The sequence below is a fragment of the Ignavibacterium sp. genome, assembly GCF_025998815.1.
Classification (GTDB): Bacteria; Bacteroidota; Ignavibacteria; order Ignavibacteriales; family Ignavibacteriaceae; genus Ignavibacterium.
The window spans coordinates 160,496-186,411 of record NZ_AP026678.1 but is presented as its reverse complement, the minus strand read 5'-3'; the positions used below and the strand labels follow the sequence as shown (position 1 = coordinate 186,411).

The following is a 25,916-nucleotide window of genomic DNA, read 5'->3' as shown; positions in this document are numbered from 1 at the left end:
ATCGCAGCATATTACAGAACTGAATTCGGTTTTATTGAAAAAATTATCTCAGCAAAATCATCTTCTTTGTTGCAATAAAATCTCCTGCCTGAAGTTGATAGAAATATATTCCGCTTGCTAAGTCAGGACTGGAGTTCTGACCTACGGAAAACTCAACTTCATACACACCGGGTTGTTTTTCTTCATTAACTAATGTTGCTACTTCATTGCCAAGCAAATCGAATATTTTTAAGGTTACAAATTGCGTAGTGTTTACTATATACTGAATTCTGGTATGCGGATTAAATGGATTGGGATAGTTTTGCATTAGCACAAAATTATCTGGTGAATTCAAATCATTTTTATCTTCAACATCATTTATTATCAGCCAGAGGAAATATACCGAATGATTTGCCGTTGCAGTATGTAATACCCAACTTGTAAAGTTCAAAGCATCATTAATTACTTTACCATCTCCAAGACCACCAGAAAATGGCAGCCAATCACCCTGACTATGATACTTAGCAAAGAACCCATTATTTCTTGTTGCAGCAAGCAATGAATAGCTTTCATAAATTAATCTTACAACTTCATACTCATTCAAACCAAAATCTTGCCAGGTCAAACCAAAATCAGTACTAACTTTTATTCCGTGCCCGCATGCATAAATATTTTTAGTCGTTCCATGATCAACAGCATATATGCTGTTTAATTTTCCGCCAGGTACAAAAGAGACATAAGTTAAAGTTCTTCCACCGTTATTACTTTTATATATCAAAGAGTCATTTACTAAAAAATAAATTTCGTTTAATTGATCCAGGAATGAAGTTGCAAATTGAAAATTCATTCCTTCAGTATTTGGAATTCCTTCCCATTGCGTTGGAGAGTTCATTATATCCGATATATAAAGTCCGAATGAATTTATTCCTTCACATAAAGCAAGATACAACTGAGTGCTGTCTTTCCTTTGAAAGAAATAATTAAATTTTCCGGATGTTATTGGCAGACTAAAAACTGTTTCCCAATTAAATCCGGAATTTGTTGACCTCTGAATGAATCCATTCCCTTCAGGGTAAATACCGGCAGCCAATGCATAACTTCCACCGGAAGCTAATATCAAAGCATTTATAGGGAAACCATCTTGTCCATAATTATCAGCAACAAACCAATCGTAAGAATTTACTTTAACTCCTTTTGGTGTTCCAAGTATCAGGTGATCCATCATCGCAGGAGTTTTTCCAAGTGAAAGACATTGCTGATTATTAGGACCAATCTGATTCCAATATGCTGATTGATTTGTTTTCTCAAATAACCCTTCATCGGTACCTGCATAAACTCTGTTACCTGAGCAATAAACAGTATTGACTTTCAAGACTTTCATAACACCGAAATCCGGATATTCAAGTCCATCTGAAAAAGGTCCCCAATTAGTTCCGAAGTTAGTTGTTCTGTAAATGCCGATCTTTGCACCGACAAAAATTTGTCCGTAAATATTCATATCGATATCAGTTAACTCAAAAGCGCCTTGTGGTAAACCGTTATTAGTTACAATCCAATTATCTCCATTGTTGCTTGATAGATAAACAAGATTTGAATCATCAGCAATTGTCGCAAGTTTGAAAGGTGCGATATTATCTCCGGCAAGTGCAAAATAATTTTTTGATGGAAGAGATAATTGAGTCCAGTTTATTCCATCATCAGTTGATTTGAATACTCCCACATCAGTAGCCATTATAATTGAGTTATCTGCATTCAAAAAAATGTCATTGATATAACCGTTACCGGGATAAATCGTCTGATAATTTTGTCCATTCCACTCAAGCGTAAAGAATGTAGTATCTGACCATAAGAAAAATTTTATTTGCGGTGATTTTCTGATTTTGATTCCATTGACAGGTTTTAATAAAGGTGCAATTGAGTGCCAATGATAACTTACATCGGCAGTCCAATAGAGTGAATCGGCATCACAAGCAATTAAAGTATCAGATGTTCCAAGAAAAGTTGCATGCTGAAAATCTTTTGTTTTATACATATGAATCCAATCATAATAAAAATAACTCAACCCACCATTTGTTATCGTTGCAATATTTCCTCGGGAGTTTGTGGAAATTTCGTAAACACTTCCGCCATATGGTCCAAAGCCATACCAAATATTGTGATGTACCTGCGAGAAAATTGAAACGGTAAACAGGAAGGATATAATTAATTTTTTCATGGCAGACTCCATGCTTTGCCTATCGAAAAATACTTTATTTCTTTACAATGTCAAAAATAATTTTTTCAGGGTGAGAGCCGGAAAATTTTCCAGCTATTTTCGGATTTCTGATAAACAATTCTGTCGTGTAAACGATTTGGTCTTCCCTGCCAGAATTCAAATAATTCAGGAATCAGTTTGTAACCTCCCCAATTTTCAGGCATTGGAGGATTATCTCCATACTTTTTCTTAAGCTCAGAAAATTTCCTTTCAAGATATTCTCTGTTTGGGATTAAGTCACTTTGATTTGATGCAAGCGCACCATAGCGACTTTCAATGGGTCTCGAATTAAAATACTCAAGCGACTCTTCTCTACTTAGTTTTTCAACTCTTCCTTCAATCCTTACCTGTCTTTCTAATTCCATCCAGTAAAAAAGCAGTGCTGCATTTGGATTTAGAGAAAGTTCCTTTCCTTTTCTACTGTTATAATTTGTATAGAATTTAAAACCAGAACTATCAAATCCTTTTAACAGAACTACACGAGCTGAAGGTTTATTTTCTAATGAAGTTGCTAAAATCATTGTATTTGGCTCATAAATATTTGAATTAAGAACATCGTCAAACCAGATTTCAAATTGGCGGTAAGGATCAGGATTGATTTGACTTTCTAACAATTCGCCTTTTTCGTAGTTCTTTCTGAGGTTGTTCAGAGTATTTTCGTCCATAGAATTTTTGCCTATAATTGTTATATTTTCAATTAAAATCCGATTATATTTTAATTAACAGACTCTAAAGAAAAATATTAATCAAAGAGCAGAATAAAAAGTATGAAAAAAGAAAAATTATCTAAAAAAGAAATTGAAGAACTTGAGAAATTTGGTGCGAACACCTGGTTCGTCGAGTATCTGTACAAACAATATGAACAAAAACCTGATGAAGTGCCTGAACAATGGAGAAAATTTTTTGGAAATGTTGAAGGTAAAAATAAATCAAATGGTTCCGGACATCAGGAAAGTTTATCATATCTTACATTGCCAAAGAATGTTGAATTTCCAAAACCATCTGAAGATGATGAACTAAAAGTAATTGCAGGAAGTGCTCAGAGAATTCTTGACAATATGACATCAAGCTTAACAATTCCCGTGGCAACTTCACAAAGGACTATTCCGGTTAAACTTTTAGAAGAAAACCGAATTCTTATAAATCAACATCTTCAGAAAAGAAATTTAGGTAAAGTATCTTTTACTCATATCATTAGCTGGGCAATACTCAAAGCGATTAAGAAAATTCCAGCTATGAACAATGCTTTTACAATAATTGACGGTAAGCCCAACCTCATAGTGAGAAAAAATGTTAATCTCGGCTTAGCAATAGACATAGAAAGAAAAGATGGAAGCAGATCATTGCTTGTTCCAAACATTAAAAATGCGAACAAACTTTCATTCAAAGAATTTTTACAAGCTTATGAAGATATAGTTGAGCGTTCGAGAAAAGGCACTATAGATCCATCAGAATTTTTAGGAACTACAATTACACTAACAAACCCTGGTACTATAGGAACGGTGTCATCAATTCCAAGATTGATGATTGGTCAGGGAGCAATAATTGCAATCGGAGCAATACAGTACAATGCAGAGTATCAGGCGATGTCGCCAACGACTATTTCCGCTCTCGGAATAAGTAAGGTAATGAACATCACCAGTACATATGACCATAGAATTATTCAGGGTGCTGAATCAGGGCTTTTTCTTAAAGAGATAAATGAATTATTACTAGGTAAAGATAGATTTTATGAGGAGATATTCGATGAGTTAAAAGTAACAATGAGACCCTTGCAATGGGAAACTGATTACCAACCCGGTGGTTTTGACAAGTCATCAAGCGCTGATGAAATTGTAAAGCAAGCTAAAGTTCTACAACTAATTAATTTGTATCGTGTTCGTGGACATTTAATCGCTGACCTTGATCCACTTGGGTCAAAAGTAAATTATCATCCGGAGCTTGATCCATCTTCCTTCAATCTGACAGTTTGGGACCTTGACAGAGAATTTATTACGGGAGGATTCGGAGGATTAAAGACAGCAACTTTAAGACAGATACTCACAATTTTACACAAGACCTATTGTGAGAAGATTGGCGTAGAATATATGCACATCCAAAGTCCCGCAGAAAAAGTCTGGCTTCAGAGTAAAATGGAGCCGTCTAAAAATACTCCTGACTTTGATAGCAATATCAAGAAGCACATTTTGAAAAAATTAATACAGGCAGAATCATTTGAACATTTTCTTCACAACAGATTTATAGGACATAAAAGATTTTCATTAGAAGGTTCTGAAACACTTATACCTGTACTCGATTTCCTACTGAATGAAGCGGCAGAACATAATGTATCTGAAGCTGTTATTGGAATGGCTCATCGTGGAAGGATGAATGTGCTAGTTAATATTATGGGTAAATCTTATGAATCTATTTTCAGTGAATTTGAAGATATACAGGATCCAAATTCAATTCAGGGCTCGGGAGATGTGAAATATCATCTTGGAGCAACCGGTAAGTATAAGACACTTAACGGGAAAATGATTGGGGTTTCCCTTTCATCAAATCCAAGTCATCTTGAATGGGTTAACCCAGTTGTCGAAGGTATTGTTCGCGCAAAACAAACCAGGTTGGGTGATGCCAAAGCACATCAGAAAGTAATGCCAATACTGATTCACGGTGACGCTGCATTTGCGGGTCAAGGTGTTGTAGCAGAAACACTTAACCTGTCTCAGCTGAGTGGTTATAGAACCGGTGGTACAGTTCATATTATTGTTAATAATCAAATTGGTTTCACCACTACTCCCGAAGATGCAAGATCGTCAACTTATGCAACTGATGTTGCAAAAATGATTCAAGCCCCAATATTCCACGTAAATGGTGATGATCCTGAAGCTGCTTTATGGGTTACAAAAATTGCTTTTGAATATAAACATGTTTTTAAGAAAGATGTTGTAATAGATTTATTTGGATACAGAAGGCACGGTCATAATGAAGGTGATGAGCCAGGATTTACTCAGCCAATTCTTTATGACAAAATAAAAGCTCATCCATCGGTAAGAAAAATTTATCTCGATAAATTATTGAAAGAAGGAGTTATCACTTCAGAAGAAGCAGAAAAAATTCAATCATCATACGAAAAAGAACTATCAAAAGCTTTGGACTCAGTTAAGAAAAAGAGCACGACTTTCTCAAGCGAAGTTCCACTAGCTGTTCCCGCAAAATCAATTAAGTCAGTAAAGACACAGCCAACTTTTATTTCAGAGGAAATTCTAAATAAGGTAATAATCGGATTAACCACTTTACCAGAAAATTTCAATGGACATCCAAAGTTACAAAAATTTCTTGAGGCAAGAAGAAAGTTATTGGATAATTCAGCAAAAGCAGATTGGGCACTTGCAGAATCCATTGCATTCGGAAGCTTACTTCTTGAAGGAACACCAGTTAGATTAAGTGGTCAGGATAGTGTTAGGGGAACTTTCAGCCAGAGGCATTTGGCTTTAACTGATGTTAAAACGGGAACTGAATACTTTCCATTAAATCATCTGGATGCTAATCAGGCAAATCTTGAAGCGCTTGATAGTTCATTATCTGAAGCAGCAGTTCTGGGATTTGAATATGGTTACAGCACCGCAGATCCATTAGCATTAGTAATTTGGGAAGCTCAGTTTGGGGATTTTGCAAATAGTGCGCAAGTAATTATTGATAATTTTATTGTAGCTTCTTTTGAAAAGTGGAATGTTCCGAATAGTCTTGTTATGTTACTTCCTCACGGCTATGAGGGACAAGGTCCTGAACATTCAAGTGCAAGAATCGAGAGGTTTCTGATTTTGTGTGCAGAAGAGAATATGCATGTTTGCAATGTAACCACTCCAGTCCAATATTTCCACCTGTTAAGAAGGCAAATAAAATATAATCTTCAGAAACCATTAGTTATTTTTACCCCCAAAAGTTTATTGAGACATCCTGAAGCAAAATCTTCCAAAGAAGAATTTTTATCTGGTGAATTCAAAGAAGTTCTGGATGATCTGACAGTAACAGATAAATCTAAAATTACAAGAATTATCCTCACGAGCGGTAAAGTTTATTATGATCTAAAAAAGTTTCTTGATGTTAATAAGATAAAAGATACGGCAATAATTAGATTAGAGCAGTATTATCCATTCAAATCAGAAATGCTTAAAAGGATATTAAGTTCTTATCATAATTCTCAAAAGCTTGTATGGGTACAGGAAGAGCCACGAAATATGGGTGCCTGGAATTTTCTATGGCACAGATTGGAAGAAATTAAAAACAACAATCAAAAATTATATTGTGTCAGTCGTCCCGAAGGTGCTAGCCCAGCAGTCGGCTCAGCAAGAATTACACTTCAGCAACAGGAACAACTTATTAAAGAAGCATTTCAATAATTAAGAGAGAGTCTGGAAGTCGCTCCAGACTCTTTTCCGTCTCATTAAGATATTTTTAGACCATTGTAATAATTTGGTACAATAATAAATTGATAATCCTGCAATAATTCCCCAAAATCAAAGTGGCATATTCCTTGGCAAGTCTCCTCAGTGTTAAATTAAAGGAGGTCTCAAATGCTTGATTTCGAAAGAAGAATGGCTTACGGATTTGTTATTGAAAAGGTAAATCTTTCGAGGGCAACTATAAAAGAAGCACAAGAATTTAAAGTTCTGCTTGAGGAAGATATTCTAAGAGGGCATACAATTATTATAGTTGATTTGAGTGAATGTGAGTTTATGGATTCGACTTTTATTGGTGTACTTGTTGTAACATTTAAAAAGCTTGTAAAGCTCGGAGGATCACTTAAGATTGTTAAACCGGGCTTATTTGCAAACTCAATACTTAATTACACCGGTTCAATAGAAGTTTTTGAGATCTTTGATACATTAGACGAAGCATTAGCAAGTATCAAAGACAAGAAACACTTAAGAGAAGAAATATTGAATTAGAATTTTCATACTATCCCCTATTTGTTTATTGATGTTGGTTAGCATCATTCTCCCGTTAATCACTGGTGAAGAAATTCACCGGTGATTTTTTGTTTTAAAATTACAGCATTACATGAATTCATTTGAAAGCACTATCATTACCGATTCTTGTAGAAACAAATAATTATCTTAAAATTGAATTATTGAAATGTACACTATAGTATTTTTTTGAATAAGTTAATTCTGAGTTGAAAAAATATTTTCTTGAAGATAGTTTTGAAACTGAAAAATGAAATTATTAAACGCGGCAGTAATTCAGTGGTAGAATGCCAGCTTCCCAAGCTGGACGTCGCGGGTTCAAGTCCCGTCTGCCGCTCAAAAAGATTTTGGTTTTATTCAGGAAATATCGCATATTTGACACGCAAATTTTGAACAGTTCTTTATCAATTTTAGACAGGTATTTAGATGCTTAGCTCATCCGTTAGCCAACGGAGGTTTAGAGTATCTGTCTATTTTGTTCATAAAAATTTTTGACTAAATATTTTTCTAGGGCGCTTAGCTCAGTTGGTTTAGAGCATCTGCCTTACAAGCAGAGGGTCGGAGGTTCGACTCCTTCAGCGCCCACACCTGTAAAGCCTTGTAATTAAATAAGTTACAATGCTTTTCGATTTTTAAGAATTTTGTACTGAAGTAGAAACTGAAGTAGAATTTTTTAAGTTTGTTAATACTCATAATCCTCAATATCTCCCAAATCATCTGGGTATTCTTAGTTTTTTTTATTCCGTTACTTGCTTAGATAATGACAATTTATTGTAATAGAGTTCTGTAGTTGTTATTTGCTTATGATCAGCTAATTTTGATACGGCTTTATGCTTTTTAGCTGTTTACTAAGGGGGTACGGGGGCTCGAAACGTTTTTGGAAACGTCCCTTCCACATTACCCACTATAGCACCCGGTTGCACACAGCGAGAGGAGGTTATATGGGCATTTCTCTTATCAGAATTATTGATTTTACAAACTTTATGACTGATTATACAATTGGAAACACTTCATTCCGAATAACTTTTTTTGATTTTACAATAGTTCAGATTGATAGCACACTATGGCAATTGCTTATTGCTCACCACAATAAATAAAATTATTCAACAAATAAAAGGATAAAGGTTTATGAAAAAAACTTTATCTATTCAATCCCGCCTGGATGCCGAAAACTTTCAAAAGCTCAAAAAAGAAGCTGAAAGTAAAGGTATCAGCATTAGCCTTCTTATCAGATTAATCATTCTTCAACATATAGGAGTAATTAGAAAGAAATTAAGTTAAAAAATTTATTGAACCTTCGAAATTAAGGAATGGATCAAAGCCAATTTATTATTCTGTTGATGAAAATGGAGGTCACAATTGTTTTTCACATTAAGCAGAGTCAGTTATATTTTCGGATTAAACGGAATGGAATACGGGTGAGAATGCACCGATATATTTACTTAATTATAAAGAGGCAAATACCAGAGGACAAATTAGTCCGGCACAAATGTAATAATCCCAATTGTATAAATCCTGAACATCTTGAAATTGGTATTCAGAAGGATAATATGGAGGATATGAAACGAAGTAATAAGCCAAAAAAAAAAGAAAAGTACTGACTAAGGAGGAGATAGTTCAAATAATCACTGATTGTGAACTTACAAATGAGCAATTAGCAAAAAAGTTTGATGTAACCGTCAGAACTATTTATAAAATTAAAAGCAAGTATAGAGATAGTTTTAGAACAGCTGCATAAATTAAATCTATTTTGGCTAATTTTTTTTGTTTATGTGTTTAGCTGCAAGTGAATAAACTTTATTTTTTTGTCCCGCATTGTTCAAGAGAAACTTATACTTGAACAATTGTAGTAATAAAAATAAACGGCTAGTCGTTTTATTCTAATATCTTACTATCTAGAAATTTCAAAGTATTTTCTAATAATAAAAGAAAAAGTTTAGCGTGTGCATCATATTTACCAACGCCGTGAATATCTATAATAAACTTATATGCATTATTCTTTTTTGCATAGCCAAAACAAATGAAGTCTTTCGGTTCCCTAGTGATGGGAATTTTATGAACTAATGTAGTAATATTTTTGAACTGACTAAATCTATACGTAAACTCATCGGATTTAAACTGATTCCTGTTATTTTCAATAAATTCTCTTACTCCATTTAAGGTAGGATGTTCGCCTGAAACTTGATAAATCACTTTATTCTGAAAATAATTATCTAAATTATTTTTATCATTTTCAGGTAAAAATTCCGGTTTAATTTTACTTAATTCTGTTATAATATATGAAGATTGATGAGTTTCATATTCCTTACCATTAATTTCACTTAACGTAAAGAAGTAACCTGGATTCCAGAAATGATGCAAAAATATAAAGTCATTGCCGTAATCGAATAGTGTAATCGTCTTTGATCTAATTTTATCAAACATTTCATCATCATAAAATCTGTTTAGCAACCATTGGGTTGCAATAAAAACGGAATTTTTTTCAAAATTTCGTTCTGAATAATCATAAAAGTCAATTAATTCAACATCGTAATTGTTCTCCAAGAGTTTTATTAGGGTATATTTTGCATTCATCGAATCAAATTCAGATGGCGGCTTATAATCAGAAGAGATGAATTTTGTAAGACCCATCATTTTATATTTTTGATGAATTATAACATATGCTTTTTTCATAAATCTACTTTTTACTTTAAGTTAAATTGTTTAGGATTAATCTGAATATCAATCGCATTTGAATCAAATCTAATCTCGTATTTTTTTTCAAGATTACAATATAAATTAATGTTTTTGTGTAAAGTTGGAAAGGTAATTTCTTCAAGATAATTAGGTTTACCAAAAATAATCTTTTCAATTTGAAAGTCATAAAATGTGCTTAAATAATCTTTGATATTTAAATCATTTTCAGAAATATTTTTAATTTTATTAAGATGTTTAAGTACATCAAAAGAAATACTGTTATCATTAGAGTAAGGTAAAAATAATATCAAATAATCTTTTGCCCGACTAATTCCTACATTTATAATGTTTAATTTGTTTAGAAATATTTCTTCAGAATTTGAAATATTACTTGGCGGATTAAACATAGCAATTATTAAATCGCTCTCATCACCTTGAAAACCGTGTATAGTACTACAATTTATTTTCAGATTTTTTGGGAATTTCATTATTGTTATAATCTTATCTATAAAATCACATTGAGCACGATAGGGGCAGACCAACCCGATGGAAAAATCAAGTTCTGATTTTATCGGAATGTTTTTGGATAAAAATCCTAAAAATTCAATTGCAAGTAATCCAGAATAAATGTGAAAAGGACTTCCCCTCAGTGTATGCGGTTTATAGAAGCTATGATATTTGTCAACTTTGAAATAAACAAAATTGATGTAATTTAACTTTATTTCGTTTGTATTTATTTGTAATTTACTTATCATTTCCCTATTGTGCTCAAGCAAGCCATTATAAGTTAACTTACTAAATATTTCACCTATCGCTGGTAAGCTTCTATACTGCTTAGTTAAATTAATGATTTTAATATTTTCATTGGAAGTGGTTGGATTTTTAAAACTATCATTTTTATCTAAACCTATTAAAGAGAAAATATTACTGTCACTCCAATCCTTCTCTTTAATATAAATTATGGGGTTAATTTGAAACGGGTCACCTGAGAAAATAAACCTCGTGCTTTTATTTTTATAATAACGATAAAATAAGATAAAAACTGCAGAGGCTAAACTAATCATTGAACTTTCATCAAGGATAACTATGTCCCATTCAAAATCTTTTAGTGGTATGCTTTTAAGTTCTGTTCCAAAACCTAAATTAAGTTTATCATAGATAAATCTTGCTGTTGTAGTAACAAATACCACTCTCTCCAGAAATTTCGATTTAAGATTCTTTGATTTTTGAAATACGACGTTTTCTAAGTTTATATCGTTACAACTGCCAAATCTAATCAGCCAATCAGTGTAAGATAAATCATGGTTTTGTTGGCAGATTTCAATTACCTTATTTACAAGAACATCCGCAGCTTTATTTGTTGGTGTGAGTACTAATATCTTTAACTGACTTTTCGTTATCTCTGGATAAATTATTTTTTTTGCCAAATAATATGTCTTCCCTGTACCCGGTGGGCCAAATATTACCTCTATACCTGGAGGTAAATTAGATTTGAAATTAAAATCATCACTAAAATAAAAGGGCTCATTATGGAATATTTTAAAGTTTTCCTTTAAGTTTTCAAAAATGAAGTTAGCATTGTGTATAATTAATTCTACTCTTTCAACAGTATTAATGTCTAGATCTCGAATCACCCTTTCATCATTTACTCTAACTTTTATAGATTTACTCAAATTGCTAATGGCTTCAACTTTTAGGTTAAAACTTTTTTCTATTGTTGTTATTGTAATTGATAAATCCTGATTATCCTCAATTGAACTAGGGATATATTCTGCACCAGAAAGAATCAGAATATTAGGACTTATCTTATCTCTTTCTATTTTCTCGAAAATCAAATGTAAGCTACTTTTTGATAATTCACTTTCTTTCCTGGCAAGATATTCCAATTCTAAAAGTGCTTTAAACCAAGATAATGAAAATGATTGAGTATTTTTTACCGTTTCCTTTAGAGATTCGGTTAGCTCAATTAGTTCGGCTTCAATCTCAGTTTTTTTCTTTAATTCACCTAATTTATTTAGCATGTTAGTATCAGGAATTTGGTTTAATTCATCAAAATTGTTATCAAAATCTTCATTTTTTAACAACTCCTTTTTTTTGCTAATTATATCATTGGCTTTCAGATTTCTTCTATATGTAATATTCGATATATTTCTATTAAAAGGGGTCTCATTTTCTTCAGCAACATTACTATTTAAGTCTTTAGTTAAATAATTTAAGAGAAGATCTTTAATCTTGTTCTTATTTTTGAAAATTTCTTCTGGATTTAAGCCCAAATTCTTGAGTTCGTTGAAAAAATCAATAGATTTTTTTTCTTCATCTGAAAGGATTAATTCTTTATCATCTATTTCCTTTATTTCTAAAAATTTTCTTAGGTTTTTCGAGTTTTCCAAGTCATAGGCTTGATTCATCTGGTGAATGAAAATATCTCGAGGTTTACAGGGCTCTTTCTTTCTGTTGTAGATCCAAGAATTCTCAGTTAATGATTTGTAAAAAGTAGTTTGAAAAATTTTTGATTTTTGTCCGTGATAAAAATATTTAGCTATACGTTCTTTATAGGAGGATAAATCTACTTGTAGCGATAACTCTCGCAAAAAATTCCATAAAACTATTGACCTTTCGAATGTGGGATTTTTTATAAAGGTATCGAATCCATCGAGCTTTAAATCTGGGATATGGAATTTATAGTTCTTTGAATATTGAGTAACCTTAATATCTATTAATTTAATATCTTCATTATCAATTATCCTTGGCTTATCTTCAACACCTAATTTTTTAAGAAAATTGATTACTTTATCTCTGCCATACTCTTCTGTAATGTCAGCATAATACTCTTCATCCCAGTATACATATGCTGGATCATCTCCGAAATAAATATCAAGTTCCGGGCTCTTAATATAAATTTCTCGAGGTTCATATAAATAACTTTCACTCTTATCTTCAGATGAGTATGCAACAATAAAACTAATATTTTTAAATAATTCTATAAGTTCAATTTTTTCTTTTTCTGTGCATTCATAGAAATAGTCCAAAATAAGTTTAAAGTCTTTAATGACTATTTCATCATCCACGTTTATGTCCTCACCTCCATATCTTGATATTATAGACCTCTTAATGATGGTCTTTTTATCAGGATCATTTATTCCTATAGATTTTAAAAATTTAAGGGATAATTCATCTTTAAGAAAAATTTCTTTTACACCAGGAAATTCTTTATCAATCTCTTTAAGGAATACTTGAGGAACACCTTTTTCAAAGGGTTTAACAAAATCCCCGCTTTCTTGTTTAATTATTTCAATGTCTTTTAATTGTTCCCATGCAAATGGAATGGTTAAACAATATGCATAAAAATCCATAAGCCAATTATCATCTCTTTTAATTAAAAAATCCTTGTGAAGATAATTGATGAAGTCCTTGGAGTCTATTATTGAAATTTTAGCTACCTCTTTAAGGAAATTCCAAAGTGGTAAGCCTTTACCACTCTCTGTTAAATCCGGAAATATTTTTTTACCATTTTGATTCTGAACCAACTCAGCAAGTGCGATTGAATCTAATAATTGAGAAAGGTCCTTACCTCTAACTAAATAAGCATTTTTTGCCGAAATATATTCTCCTTCTGTAGTAGGAAAAAGTTCATAATTTGTAAGTGCATATTTTATTTTTTCATAAAATTTATCAAATAGATAATTTATTCTAAAACCAGTTTTTTCATATTTATAAGTTTCGAGTGGTAAAATATTAAAGAATTGTTCAGAAAGAAGCCCTTCATCTCGTAAGATTAAGAAGCTATCTAAAAGCAAATCTGATAATCTAACTATCAAAAACGAATTCCATTCATTATTTTGTTTTATGTTCTGGCGGTTATCTGTTAGAAGAAATGGTGCGTGAAAAACGAATTTAAATCCCGTATATTCTAAAGTGGGGAAAAAGCAATAGGCAGGAAAATCCATTGAGGTTTGGAAAATTCCCTTTCCCTCTAATGGATAAACGATAGAAATTTGATGCTTGGAATGATTTCCATCATTAACTTTAGTTGAAAATTGTAAATATCTCAGATTATTAATTTTAATCTTTGAAAAGATTACTTTTTCATTAGCAGATATAGAATTCTTACTCTTTTTTTCTATTATTTCCTTCTTTAAACCTATTTCATTTACTTTTGTTTTGATTAAGATTTTTTCAACATTATTAAGAAATAATAAAATATTCTTATCAAAATTTGTTAATTTCTCTAGACTATCATTAAATGCGTCTTCCTTATCCTTGGTAAATGGAATGTAAAATAATGTTTCCCCTTTTTTTCTCAATTTGAAGGAGTTAGAATAATAATGAGGGACAAAGAAATCAATTATTTGAAAGCTATAATTATCGTCCTGTATAACTGGAGAATCTGTGTACTGAAAAACTGATTTAAAACCAACTCCAAATTTGCCTATTTTTTGTTCATTCTTTGTAGTGTTACCAACTGAGGTGATTGCATTAATGTGACCAAGCCGATTATGTAAAGAATCTTCTTCTTCTTTTGAAGGATCGGTTAATGAAAATTTTACAGTTCCGTTATGGATAAAAAATAGTTCGTTTTCATTCAAAATAAATTTAATATTTTTTGCTTTTGCATCGTCTGCATTCTGAATAAGTTCATAAATATAGTGAGCTTTGTCGGCGTACATTTCGGTGAGTATTTTTTTAAACCCAACAAGACTTTGCTTTTTCAATATCTTAGCATTTTCTTCACGGTCTTTCGTTAGTTTTGAGAATAATGCTTGATCTTTCATATTTTTTGGAAAATATGTAAGTGAATTAAAGAATTTATTAAAAAATTGATGGTTTCTTTAAACATATAAATTCTTTAAATCAAAATCCAAATATCAAGTGCTTAATAAAATAATAGTCCTGTAGAATAAGTGTTTAATCAAATTGTCTTTCTTAATCTGTCTTGGGTTCACAGAAATTTATATTATAAATGATATAAGAAACTAAATTATAATTTGTTGTAATCATTGCGATAATTAACTTACTTTCAAATATGTTACTTCAAATCCTTTGCACATTCTTCTTCCCTGCATTAATAAGGGTTAGACTATCTTTATAATTTTATGGTTGAAAAATATCAAGTCCTCTATCTTGATATTTTCCAACCTCTGTCTGTCGAAATGCTTCTAGCGTTAAATGAATCTGACATATCAATTTCATATTTAAAGTTTAATCCACTACCATCAAAACTTTCAAAAACCTTTTCTAATCTTTTCTTGTTTCCTGTTCATATTCAATATCACCTTCGTAATGAGTTTAACTGATACTTCTTCGGTTGCAGGTTTTATCCTCATCAGCATTTCGCAGAATTCAATAAAATTTTTAACCTAATAATAATGTCTAAGATAAGGATCTCTCAGCACTATTTCTTTGGCGCCTCTGAGATAATTTGCAAAGAATTTTTCATAATCAGAGTCAAAAATTTGATTATAAAACAGAAGTACTTTTTGTCTTAATACATAAATTGTAAATACTTTTATAAAAGAGTAGTATTAACAAACTTTAAGAAATAGAACTAGTTTTTGTATTTAAGGATTTGCATTTAGTAGTATCTGCTATTGTTTCTTTGTTAATGAATTTAATCTATGCTTTAATTCCTGCAATTCAATTAAATTTTCCAATTAGGTCCTTTAAAATTATTTGGCCTAGATTTTTTTTTATGAATTTTCCATCAAACATATCTACAAAATAAAGATTGCATTGGTGATCTTTGAATTCATCCTTTACCGCTTCGGAATGGTAGAAATTACCAAAATACTTTTCAGAATAAAAAACCTTAGGATAAACGAGATAGCTCTTTCGTGCTCCAAAATGAAGATTATAGGAATATATTTGCTTGAGGTCAGTATCTGAGGGTAATGGCTGTTTCAATACTTTCCACTTAGTGTCAACAATTATTCTCTCAGCGCCCCTTAAAGAATTTAATTCTATAATTATGTCAGGTCTTATTTTTCTGTCATTCCAAAATTTCTTACTACTTTGTTTTTTTAGGTTAATATCTAAATTATTTGATGAATATGCTGCCTTTTTGATAATATTAAATATGTAATTTTCAAATAACTCATTCATATCAAATAAAAGTGATAAAGTGTTAAATTGCCCGCCGACAATATCTGGTGAATAGTTCAGTAAAATCATTTTTGAAAATAATATTGCTCTCTGATAAGCACTAGATTTTCTGTCGAAAACCAGATTATCAAAGTATTTGGGAGTAATTTTCACATCGTCAATATATTCTAATTCGACCAGTAAATTTTTTACCCTGTCAAGCAATGCATTATTTTGAATTATTTTAAGTAATATCCTCAATGCAGCTTTAAGAATCTGATTATAAATGTTATTCTTATTGTATACTTGCTGTTGAATATAAAATCTTTCTGCGTGAAATGAATTATACTTTAAGTTTTTAGAGAAAAGCAATCTACCTTTAAAGACATTTCCGTTATTTTCAATAAGTCTATATTTTTTAACTAATCCTAATCTTAAAAGTTTTTCTACTTCAAATAAAAAAGTTTCATAAAAAAGCTCAATTAAAGAAATATTACTAAACTTAAGGTCTGCATAGGAAGGAGAATTAATTTGTAATAATCTGGATTCTCTTAGCATCTCGATAAATGCTCTCTGCCATTTATTTACATCATCACCATTAACATCTGCTTTAGGTAGTACTTCTAAGGTCAAATTTCCCGCCTGGATAACTCCTACATATTGTGTAAAATAAATACAATTATTACCCACGAAAAAATACTTGTTATTATGTTTTTCGTTTAATCTTACTAATTGATAAAAATGGAGTTTAGAAAATCCTTCCTCACCAACACGAAGTACCGAATGTTCGAACTTTTTAATCTTTATTCTAGGCATAAATATTAATGAATGACTCTAAATTATCAGGTATATTAATTTCATAAATAGGCTTATCATCTAGATAGCTTTCTTCGTTATCAAATCCGGCTTTGAAACTAATTTTTGAAATATCTACTTTTTTCACAAATGCAGTACCGAGAACTAAACCTATGCGTTCTGGATTGCCATAGAAATATTCTTGTAATAACGGAATTATTTTTTGCTTGAATATATTTTTTAATTCGGGGAGAGGATTTTTTTTATCATTAATATTCATAAAATATGAATGACCAATTCTATGATCCTTATCTAATAATTTCTCCAATCGATAGTTTATGACCTCTAACATTTTTTCTAAATCAATGCCTTCACATCTATAAGGTTCCTGAGAAAGTAAACTTGGTTCTGGAGCTTTCTCAATAAAGGTAAACCTTCTTCTTAGCGCGGTATCCAATGCTTCCACACTTCTATCGGCAGTATTCATTGTACCAATTATGTAAAGATTATTTGGTACAGAAAATGGTTTTTTCGAATAGGGTAATTTAATTGTTAATTCTTCAGTTTGATTAGTCCTTTTATCCGCTTCGATTAAAGTTATTAATTCGCCAAATATTGCAGAAACATTCCCTCTATTTATCTCGTCAATAATTAAAATATAATTATCGGATTGTTTATTATCTGATGTAATTAATTCCTTAATATATTCTTTCTTAATGTCTTCACTATCAAATTCATAAATAGCTTGTTGTGTTACATTTTTGGTTATGAATTCATCTACAGATCCATTTAGATCTTTTAGAACCCAATTAACTTTTCTTAAATGGCAAAATTCGATCTGTGAATCCTCTCTAAACTCATAATCACCATCAACAATTCCTATAGCATCTATTTTATGATTACCTTTTGTAGCTAAAACAATATCTCCTTTTTTCATATTAATAAAAGTGTATATTGCTTGAACGTTAAATCGGCTTTTTTCATATAATTCAGGATACATTTCCTTAAATTTATCCCTAAAATTTTTCCAATCTGTAATACCAATAAAATCCGAGTAATTATTTTTCCTTCCCCAACCGACAGCAGCATAATTGTTTTGAATACACCAATTATGAATATGAGGATTATTTTTACCACCAAGTGACATCTTATAATATTTCACTTGATTAGGGTTATATTGAACGGATTTACCTGTACTAATTCTTTTTTTAGCTCTGATACATAATTTCTTAAAGATTCCATCTTCGATCTCATAATTAATTGTACTATTTTCTTCATCCTCGGATTCACTTACTACCGGCTTTATTCCTTCCATAAAATCTTCATAGCTAAATGACTGATGGAATGTAATAAACTCAATCCTACCTTCTTCAGAATATTTCTTGAAGAGTTCTGAAATTTCCTCCCTTGTTAAGGCCTTGGTATTGATACCTAAAATTTGTAATGCCATTTCTCTTGTTGCATAAGTCTTTCCGGTTCCAGATGGTCCGTAGAGAATAGTGTTTAAACTATATAAGGTGGGCTCATTGATGTTTTTCTTTTCGGGCTTATAATCTTTTTCCTTTTTATCATTCACTTCCTTTGTTTTTTTTAAATGAGTTTCAAGCCAAGCTTTATGGGAAATTTCAAAATAACTTTGATTTAATACCTGTTTAATTTTCTTCAATATACTTATATACCCCTCCCATTTTATTTTGCTTAAGTCAAAATCAGATTTTGGTAATGATAATCGTTCACTCAAATACTTTCGTGATTTTCCATCAAGGGGCATAAATTCATCTGGATTTATCCAATAAAGACCGATTGTTAAATTGTAAGAAATTCCCCTCTGTCGAAGACAGTTGTTGAAAAGTTCCACACTAATAAAATTAGCTCCTTTAATACCTTGTTCAAAAATTTGCCATAGATTTTCTATATCATTTTCTCGTCTATGATACTTATAGCCAAAAAACCAAGAATTCATCGGATTAACAACAGGAATACCATCAAAATCTGAAGGCAGCTTTGTAGTTAAATTCCATAAATCTTTTAAATGAGACAGAATTTTGATTCTGTTTTCATTTCCGCCCCTATTAAAATTAGCTATAAATGTAAAAGGATCGATATCTTCTAAAGGAATTTCAACTTTTGGGCGTTCTTCGTCCTTCAAATTTATTGTTGCATACCCTTTGTTATTTAAATCATTAAGTATTTCAATCAGTGGTTTCCGATTATTTTTATACTCAAGCAGTTTTTTAGCTATTTCACGGTAAATTGGTATCCAGGATGACATAATTACCCTCTGATTGTTAATAGTGAGTTATTTATTATTATGAAGCTTATAAAGATTAAAATTAAAATTTTATTCTTCAAATTATTTTCTATTGATTTGTTTCAACTTGAATTTCTTTAAATGTATTATCTCTTCCTCAACTCTTAATTTTAGCCTGATCTTATCTATCGCCTCCCTAATTCTTCGTTGAGATTGTTCATAGTTAAGGAAAAGAATTGTATGGGATTCAAAAACTAGAAATTCAATGACTTTTAAAACTACTCTTGCAGCTTCAATAATACTCAAAATCCCAATACCATAACTTTTGGGAATAAAGTGAGTTAAATCATTACGAACTTTTTCAGACATCCAACATATAGATTCTAATTCTTCATCTGAAATTTTTACTGCTTTTGAATGAACAAATCCCTTCATCCAATAATAATCATCTTGAACTCTTGCTAAAGCAGTCCAGAAACTTATTAATTTTTCTTTGTTCCGTTTCTTTTTACCACGAGTTGCTTCCGGTTCTGGGAATTTTTCAACCTCATCCCATTCGATTCTATATGCAGGGGTTTTATATTTTTTAATTAAAAAAGGAACAACTCTAGATTTTCGAGGTTTATCATTTCCACATCGAACGTAAACTTCTTTATCATCATCGCGCCCTTTGGATAATACTTGTTCATAATTTCCTTGTTCTAATGAACCAATGCAAAATGAATACAAAGAATGATGTAAAGCAATTACTACCCATTTCCATTTAAGGTTATCTTCTCTATCAAAGAATGAAAGTGCTGTTTCCAAAGAATCAATAGCATTTTCTTTTTCATCTACATAAAGAGCATTCGGAGATTCTCGGTTATACTCATAATAACCTTTTACCTCTTCCTTAAAGATTTCTTCTAACCAATTAAATTTTTCTTCATCACCCATAATTTCATTCATTATTTATTCATCAACATAAAAAATCTTGTGGATGATCACAGAATTGCTCAAAAGATAAATCAGTATAGTTGACACGAGGTCCCAAAAATCTTTTATATCTTAATTCCTCTTCTCTTTTATTAGCATTTTTCTTACCATTATGATTATTAATAACTGTAAATTTAATTCTAGTTTTTCGATTAGTTTGTATTCTTTTTAATAAATATTTTATGTGTATATCAGCGTCAGGAAATGAATAGCCACAGAATATAATGTGGTTTACATCTCTTAATTCTTGTTCAACTTTGTTCCAGATTATACTGAGAAATGCATTATTCATATTTTTAAAGAATGATGGTGGAATTATCATAGGTACAAATAAACTATCACAATGAGAACAATTCTTCTTTTCTTGGCCATACATGTCTGGTAATAGCCTAATGACTCCTTTTTCTTTAGGAGTAAGAGTAATGTTGTTACAGGTGGGACAATATAACCAATTTAAAGATCCGTGAAGCTTAAACAATTTTACTGAATTTTGTTTTGGGGCTTTCCAGTCATCTTCTGCTAAAAAATTAACAAAATCTATCCCGTAGTCTAATGTTAACTTGAAGGGATCATCAACCAGTTTAGTCAATGCATTATCAATTAAAATATCATAATTAGTAGTTAAGAAAATCACATCTTTTATCAAGTTTGACGTGGCTAGTTTTTTACAAAGCTCTTCGTGCAGAGATTTGTAGGATTTTAGCTTTTCATGAATGATCTGAGCCATAGACATAATTATGTGCAATCTTACATTTCTAAGCCTATTATTATTTGAAGCAATATTATCTAAATCATAATTCTTTAAAGTCTCATTCCTTTGAATTGCAAGATCTAAAACACCTAACACTTCCTCAAATGTTGGAAATTTAATTTTAGCCAAATCAGAATTATCCACATCTATAGAAAACATTAAATGGAAGAACGCCCTTAATTCCCTTTCCATTTCAGTCGTGTAGTAAGTAGGTTTGTCAGCACGAATGAATTTAAAGTACTCCTTAAATAATTCTCCCTGCAAAGGGGCGCCTTCTGCTCTAGAAGCACCAGCTCCAAAAAATATTGCTGTTTTCAAATTATGAACTCCTTTTATAATTTATGTTTTGCGCTTATTAATCTCATTTAATACCTTCTTTAATTCCCTAACATAATTATTAGCATTAGTTCCACTTCCTGCTGGTAAAGGTAATTCTCTATATGGAACATTAAGGTTGGCAAATAACAGAGAGTTAATAATGTTCTTTGATATTGCTTTAGGTGTAATTATTAAAAATTGGGGTTTATAAATTGCTAACCTTTTCTCAAAATCCGGTTCATAAAAACTTCTCAGACTAGTTCTTATCTTTTTCTGCTTTCTGTTTTCTAAATGATTAACAGGCTGTCCGCATAAATCATCAAGATGAAAATCCATTTTTTTTGAATTCACCTAAAAAGTTGATGTGAATGATATTCTTAAAGACTTTTTGAAAAGCTTTTAATGTGTGATCAAACAAGATAGAACTTTTATAATAGAAGAAATTTTCTTTATTATACGGCAATGATTCACAAGCAACCAGTTCACGAATGGGAGTGGGTTTATGTTTTCTTTGATCTAGATCTCTTTTTTCGCTTCTTACCGGCTCCTTTTTTACATTTGAACAATCAAACGATCCATTCACCCTGATAGTAATTTCCATCTAAGCATCTCTCCTTTCAACTAATTATTTGAACAATTTTCTAGTGCATACCTATTTCCATTTTATCTAACAAAAGGATCCGATGTTTTCTCTAATCTATCTACAATCGAACAATCCCTGAAATCTTTGTAATTGGGAATTTATAAAGAGAGTTAGATTTATATTTTAGTTGACAATTTTGTCCAGCTGTGAAATATTTAACATTAAATGTAAAACCACTTTCCATATTAAATATCTTCCTCTTTTGCTTTAACTGCACTATCTATTTGAACTATATCATCAAAATTTTTATTGAAAACTTTTTCAATGCTTTCTCTAAATTCTTTACTCTCAATTAACTGTCCAGATACATTCGTAATTTTTAAGAAGCAAGAGATATTAGTTAAAATATTATCAACAGTGGGAAATTTATTTTCCAAATATTTATTTACAAATGCATCAATTTGTTCAATAGAATTTGGAAATAAAATAGCTTCTAATTCTTGTTTTTTTAATCTCTTTAAATTTTGTTTTATCCATGGATCAATTTTCTCTCTGCTTTTTTGTAAAGAATTGGAGAGTTCTTCTCTTATCTTTTCTTTTTCATCATCAATGGTTTTGATAAATTTTTCTATAGTTTTATCAAAATCTACCCTTTTATCGACGTGAATTATATTCCCATACTTTGGGATATTTAGTAAGAAGTGTTTCTTAATTTTATTTAATTTTTCTTCCAAATCGAATTTTTTAGAAATTTTCTTTATTTGTTCATCATCAAAAAGTTTATACCTGGCTGTAACTCTCTTTGCTATTGTATCATTTTTGATCCCAAGGTCTTTGCCATTTAAACTAAAACTGTGATTCTTCAATCTTGCACCTGTTAATTCAATCTCAACAAATTGAAATTGACTACTTATAACACGAATTTTCCTTTCAAGTTCTGGTTTGACAGGTGGTCTTTTATCTAAGTCTGATTTAATTTTTTTTATTTCATCCTCACTCAATTCTGCAACACCAATTTCTGCACCTGTCTGATAATCAATTGAACTATCTGATGGAAATAATTTTTCTAGTATTTCATCTCTCTCGTTTGAACATAATCTTATAGCATTTGGAATATTTAACTTCTTAGGTTCTTCTTCAATTATTTGAGGTGTTGGATTATATACAAAGCACTTATCATCAACGATCAATAATCCTATTCGAATTCCAGTCTGTTTCTTGATAGTTACTTTATTTAGAAATATAGTTTTGATAGTTTCAAAAGATCCATAACCTAACCTAAGTGCTTCGGGATCATCATCTATAATAACATATACATTTTTTTTACCTATTCTATCTGAACAATTTATTAATCTGGCGGAAACTTTATCAGTAAAACCCGGGGCAGCTATGATTACTCTTTCAATAGCAGTATCTAGTAAAGTGCATATTCTATCAGAATTTAACGTTATGAATTTTCTTTCTGACATAATTTTACTCCATTTTTAACTTGAATTACATTTAACTCATTTCTTTAAAAATCAATAATCTGATTTTTTAATTCCTCACTCTCTAAACATCTCCTCCTGATTATAATTTACTCCAGGTTCTTTAACTATTGAACTTTTACTTTTTTTCTTCTTCTTCCCTTTACCTTCATCCCACAAACCTGCTTTTACTTCCTCTTCGTGGATTTTGTGGTTGAGTTCCGATAGCCTTTTTTATTAATTATTTTCTCTGATATTTATTCCAGCTTGTCTGAATGCCTCTTTTATTTTATCCTCATATTCCTCTTTTGTTAATTTTCCATCCGATGCCTGGATATGTATTTTTAAATGCTCATATTTTGTTTGCAGATAATTTAGTAATCCTAAAATCGAACTGACTTTTCCTTTGGGTAGTTCAAAATTTAATGATAATTGTTCAAAATATTTTTCATCTTCTTCTTTTTTTGATGGCAGTTTATCTGGAGTATTGCCGCTTGGTTCATTAGCGTCAGTTTTTTGACCAGTTTCTCCCTCCCGTTCTTTTTTTTCTCTTTCCTTTTGTTCTATGCAAATTGAATCTTTAATAATTATTTCATTCGTATCAAAATAAATAGTAGCGGGTTCTTTAAAATGCTTGCAAACAGGTTTCTCATTCTCAATTAGACCTAATCCGAAGATTCCTTCCCGAATGCCCTGTACTATTGAATTCTCCAATACATTACGGCTTGAAAATCTGAATAATCCTGGCGTACTTAAACAAGCATTATAAATTGATTCGGTCGATACATAATCATTCCCCTTTAGGAATTGTATTTTTAGCGCATTTGGCGCAAGTTTCTCAAGTATCTCTTTTTCATTTAATAGTTTTTCATAAACTTCATCAGCTAAAGATTTGCTATCACCATAAGTGGGAATGCCCAAATCGATTTCTTTAAAATCATCTTTTGTCGGCACAGCGACAAGACGATAATATTTTCGAAGCGATTCATAAATTGCTGATTCTAATTTATCGAGTTCTTTATTAATATTTTTTTTCTGCTCAGAAGATAGATTAAGGTTAGGCGCGTTTAAAATATTTTCATAAGCTATTTTTCTTTTAATCTGATGAATAAAATTCCCTTTGTCTAATTCTGAGGGAAATAACACAAAAACAGTATTTGGTTTAGTTCTGGGATAAGCGCCTTTCTTTTTAATTAATTCATTTATTAATTCCTTATCATCGCTCTTAATAATTACCAATTTAAGATGTTCATCGTCTGGAATGTTATTTGATTTTTCTTCCCATAAGTAGACTTTAAGATACTGACTATTAGATTTTTGCTTTAATAATTCCAATTCATATTCAGCCACTTCATTATCTTTAATATTATCTATATATGTAAGAAGAATTTTATTAATGTTTGGCATATTAGAAAAGAAGTATCTGTCATTGAACTTTTGCAGGAAGAAAAGTTCTTTTTCAAGATAATCAAAAACAGAATCTATCACAGCTGATTCGATATTTGATGTTACTGCCGATCTTTTTACTTCTACCGCCTGAGCTCCCTTAACCGCGCCGCCGGAATGAGAGTACATAAATATAGTTGTAGCGGTTCTTGTACCTAAGGATAAACCCTGATACGCAGTTCCTAATTTTGAATTAACCTTTTCCGCGCCAGAATTTTTATCGGTAATATCAGAAGCAATTACTCCATTAAATGTCGATTCGATGTGCTTTATTAATTCCTGTCTAATTTCCTGATTGCTCAAATCAAAATCTGCCAAAGTGATGTAAGGATTGTTTGAATTTTTAAGAGATGCAATAACTTGAGCCAATAATCTGAGAACTCCCCGTGTTCGCTGAAACTGTGGGAATGTTCCCCATCTTTTGTATAATACATCAATCACATCAGGAATGAAAGGATAAGATGATAAAAATTGTTCTCGATATTCCGATGGTTGAGTATGCTCAGGTAAAAGATTTTGATTTTCGAGATAATTGACATATTCTTTTACAATTTTTTCTGCCTCTTTTTCATCTACTGAACTAAATAATCTTCTTCTTATGATTTTTGTAATTTCACTATCTTCAACCGGCGTATAAATTTTTTCAACTCTGCCGGAGACTTTCTGAAGCTGATAATATAGCTTTTCGGCATTTTCATCATAATGTTCGGGAACGCTCGATGGCAAGGAAAGCAGCAATGCAGCATTTGGGATTTGACTTACCGTTTCTGTTAATGCCTGCATAAAGGCAATCGACTGCGCCGCAAGATTAGAAGCTTCAACCTTAACTGCAGCAGCTCTGGTAATATATTGCAATACTTCGTCCATTAAAATCAAGAGAGGTTGATGCGCTGAAAGAAGTTCTTTCAAAGCGTCGCCGCCTGGAGCGTATTTTTCTTTGAATCTTGTTATTTTACCTGTTAATTGCTTTTCAATTAAACCCCATAGTGTATCGGTCGGCTCTATTTTTTCGCCTACAATCACAACTTTATTTGCTTTCCATTCATTGGCTTTATGAAACAAAGCAATAAGAGAGTGGGTTTTACCGCCGCCAAAGGGGGTTTGTAGTTGTATTACAGGGTCTCCACCGTTGCCTTTTATTCGTCTTTCTACAACATTAAGCAGATGGTTTAATCCATTTGTCAGATATGTCTTTTCAAAAAATATTTTGCTGTTTCTGTACTCATCCGAACCTTTGTTTTGACTGACTTCGTGCAAGTCTGCAGCAAAAACATTTAGTTCTAATCTTCCCTGCAAAATATCTTTATGGGGAATTGCTATTGTGTGAAAAGCCTTCATTTTTATTCCTATTAATTATTTTACTTTTTTAGTATACCAATCCCACATTTTTAA

17 protein-coding genes and 2 tRNA genes are annotated in these 25,916 nt (G+C 31.2%); 7 read left to right on the top strand and 12 right to left on the bottom strand.

Annotation, left to right across the window (positions count from 1 at the left end; translation table 11 throughout):
- Positions 1-43: 43 nt before the first annotated feature.
- Entirely contained in the window at positions 44-2,194 is a 2,151-nt protein-coding gene (locus tag Q0X14_RS00715) for a T9SS type A sorting domain-containing protein (RefSeq protein ID WP_297841070.1), read from the bottom strand.
- 65 nt (positions 2,195-2,259) lie between these two features.
- A complete protein-coding gene (gene pdxH / locus Q0X14_RS00710; protein ID WP_297841066.1) occupies positions 2,260-2,898 on the bottom strand; it encodes a pyridoxamine 5'-phosphate oxidase in 639 nt (212 codons plus the stop codon).
- Between the two features lie 102 nt (positions 2,899-3,000).
- Here pdxH and Q0X14_RS00705 point away from each other — a divergent pair, with 102 nt between their 5' ends.
- The 7 genes from Q0X14_RS00705 (at position 3,001) to Q0X14_RS15570 (ending at position 8,786) form a co-directional block, all read left to right on the top strand.
- Positions 3,001-6,618, top strand: a complete 3,618-nt coding sequence (locus tag Q0X14_RS00705) for a multifunctional oxoglutarate decarboxylase/oxoglutarate dehydrogenase thiamine pyrophosphate-binding subunit/dihydrolipoyllysine-residue succinyltransferase subunit (protein WP_297841064.1) — start codon at positions 3,001-3,003, stop codon at positions 6,616-6,618.
- A gap of 174 nt (positions 6,619-6,792) precedes the next feature.
- A complete protein-coding gene (locus Q0X14_RS00700) occupies positions 6,793-7,167 on the top strand; it encodes an STAS domain-containing protein (protein ID WP_297841062.1) in 375 nt (124 codons plus the stop codon).
- A gap of 283 nt (positions 7,168-7,450) precedes the next feature.
- Positions 7,451-7,522 (top strand) — tRNA-Gly (locus Q0X14_RS00695).
- 173 nt (positions 7,523-7,695) lie between these two features.
- Positions 7,696-7,770: transfer RNA gene (locus tag Q0X14_RS00690), tRNA-Val, on the top strand.
- Between the two features lie 356 nt (positions 7,771-8,126).
- Positions 8,127-8,282 (top strand): hypothetical protein, encoded by a 156-nt coding sequence (locus Q0X14_RS00685; RefSeq protein WP_297841060.1) that lies wholly within the window; start codon positions 8,127-8,129, stop codon positions 8,280-8,282.
- A gap of 31 nt (positions 8,283-8,313) precedes the next feature.
- Complete coding sequence (locus Q0X14_RS00680; RefSeq protein WP_297841058.1) at positions 8,314-8,466, top strand: hypothetical protein; 153 nt, start codon at positions 8,314-8,316, stop codon at positions 8,464-8,466.
- Between the two features lie 29 nt (positions 8,467-8,495).
- Positions 8,496-8,786: an HNH endonuclease gene (locus tag Q0X14_RS15570; RefSeq protein WP_366522786.1), complete on the top strand. Its 291-nt coding sequence runs from the start codon at positions 8,496-8,498 to the stop codon at positions 8,784-8,786.
- Positions 8,787-9,060: 274 nt separating this feature from the next.
- On the opposite strand, the gene Q0X14_RS00675 is transcribed toward Q0X14_RS15570, so the two are convergent.
- The 10 genes from Q0X14_RS00675 to Q0X14_RS00630 all read right to left on the bottom strand — a co-directional run bounded on the left by Q0X14_RS00675 (position 9,061) and on the right by Q0X14_RS00630 (position 25,862).
- The gene (locus tag Q0X14_RS00675; RefSeq protein WP_297841055.1) at positions 9,061-9,858 is read right to left on the bottom strand and encodes a hypothetical protein; all 798 of its coding nucleotides are present in this window, start codon (positions 9,856-9,858) and stop codon (positions 9,061-9,063) included.
- Between the two features lie 11 nt (positions 9,859-9,869).
- Entirely contained in the window at positions 9,870-14,633 is a 4,764-nt protein-coding gene (locus Q0X14_RS00670) for an AAA domain-containing protein (protein WP_297841054.1), read from the bottom strand.
- A gap of 862 nt (positions 14,634-15,495) precedes the next feature.
- Positions 15,496-16,755, bottom strand: coding sequence for a hypothetical protein (locus Q0X14_RS00665; protein WP_297841051.1), 1,260 nt, complete (start codon positions 16,753-16,755; stop codon positions 15,496-15,498).
- Positions 16,748-19,006, bottom strand: a complete 2,259-nt coding sequence (locus Q0X14_RS00660; protein WP_297841049.1) for an AAA family ATPase — start codon at positions 19,004-19,006, stop codon at positions 16,748-16,750. Before Q0X14_RS00660 ends, Q0X14_RS00665 begins: the two co-directional genes overlap by 8 nt.
- Positions 19,007-19,087: 81 nt before the next feature.
- Complete coding sequence (locus Q0X14_RS00655) at positions 19,088-19,921, bottom strand: hypothetical protein (RefSeq protein ID WP_297841046.1); 834 nt, start codon at positions 19,919-19,921, stop codon at positions 19,088-19,090.
- Between the two features lie 22 nt (positions 19,922-19,943).
- Positions 19,944-21,029 carry an SIR2 family protein gene (locus Q0X14_RS00650; protein WP_297841044.1) on the bottom strand — a complete coding sequence of 362 codons (1,086 nt, stop codon included), beginning with the start codon at positions 21,027-21,029 and terminating at the stop codon, positions 19,944-19,946.
- Between the two features lie 21 nt (positions 21,030-21,050).
- Entirely contained in the window at positions 21,051-21,365 is a 315-nt protein-coding gene (locus tag Q0X14_RS00645; protein ID WP_297841041.1) for a hypothetical protein, read from the bottom strand.
- Entirely contained in the window at positions 21,349-21,630 is a 282-nt protein-coding gene (locus tag Q0X14_RS00640; RefSeq protein ID WP_297841038.1) for a hypothetical protein, read from the bottom strand. The genes Q0X14_RS00645 and Q0X14_RS00640 overlap by 17 nt, the downstream gene beginning before the upstream one ends.
- A gap of 227 nt (positions 21,631-21,857) precedes the next feature.
- A complete protein-coding gene (locus tag Q0X14_RS00635) occupies positions 21,858-23,081 on the bottom strand; it encodes a hypothetical protein (protein WP_297841035.1) in 1,224 nt (407 codons plus the stop codon).
- Positions 23,082-23,315: 234 nt separating this feature from the next.
- Positions 23,316-25,862, bottom strand: coding sequence for a DUF499 domain-containing protein (locus tag Q0X14_RS00630; RefSeq protein ID WP_297841033.1), 2,547 nt, complete (start codon positions 25,860-25,862; stop codon positions 23,316-23,318).
- Positions 25,863-25,916: the final 54 nt, after the last annotated feature.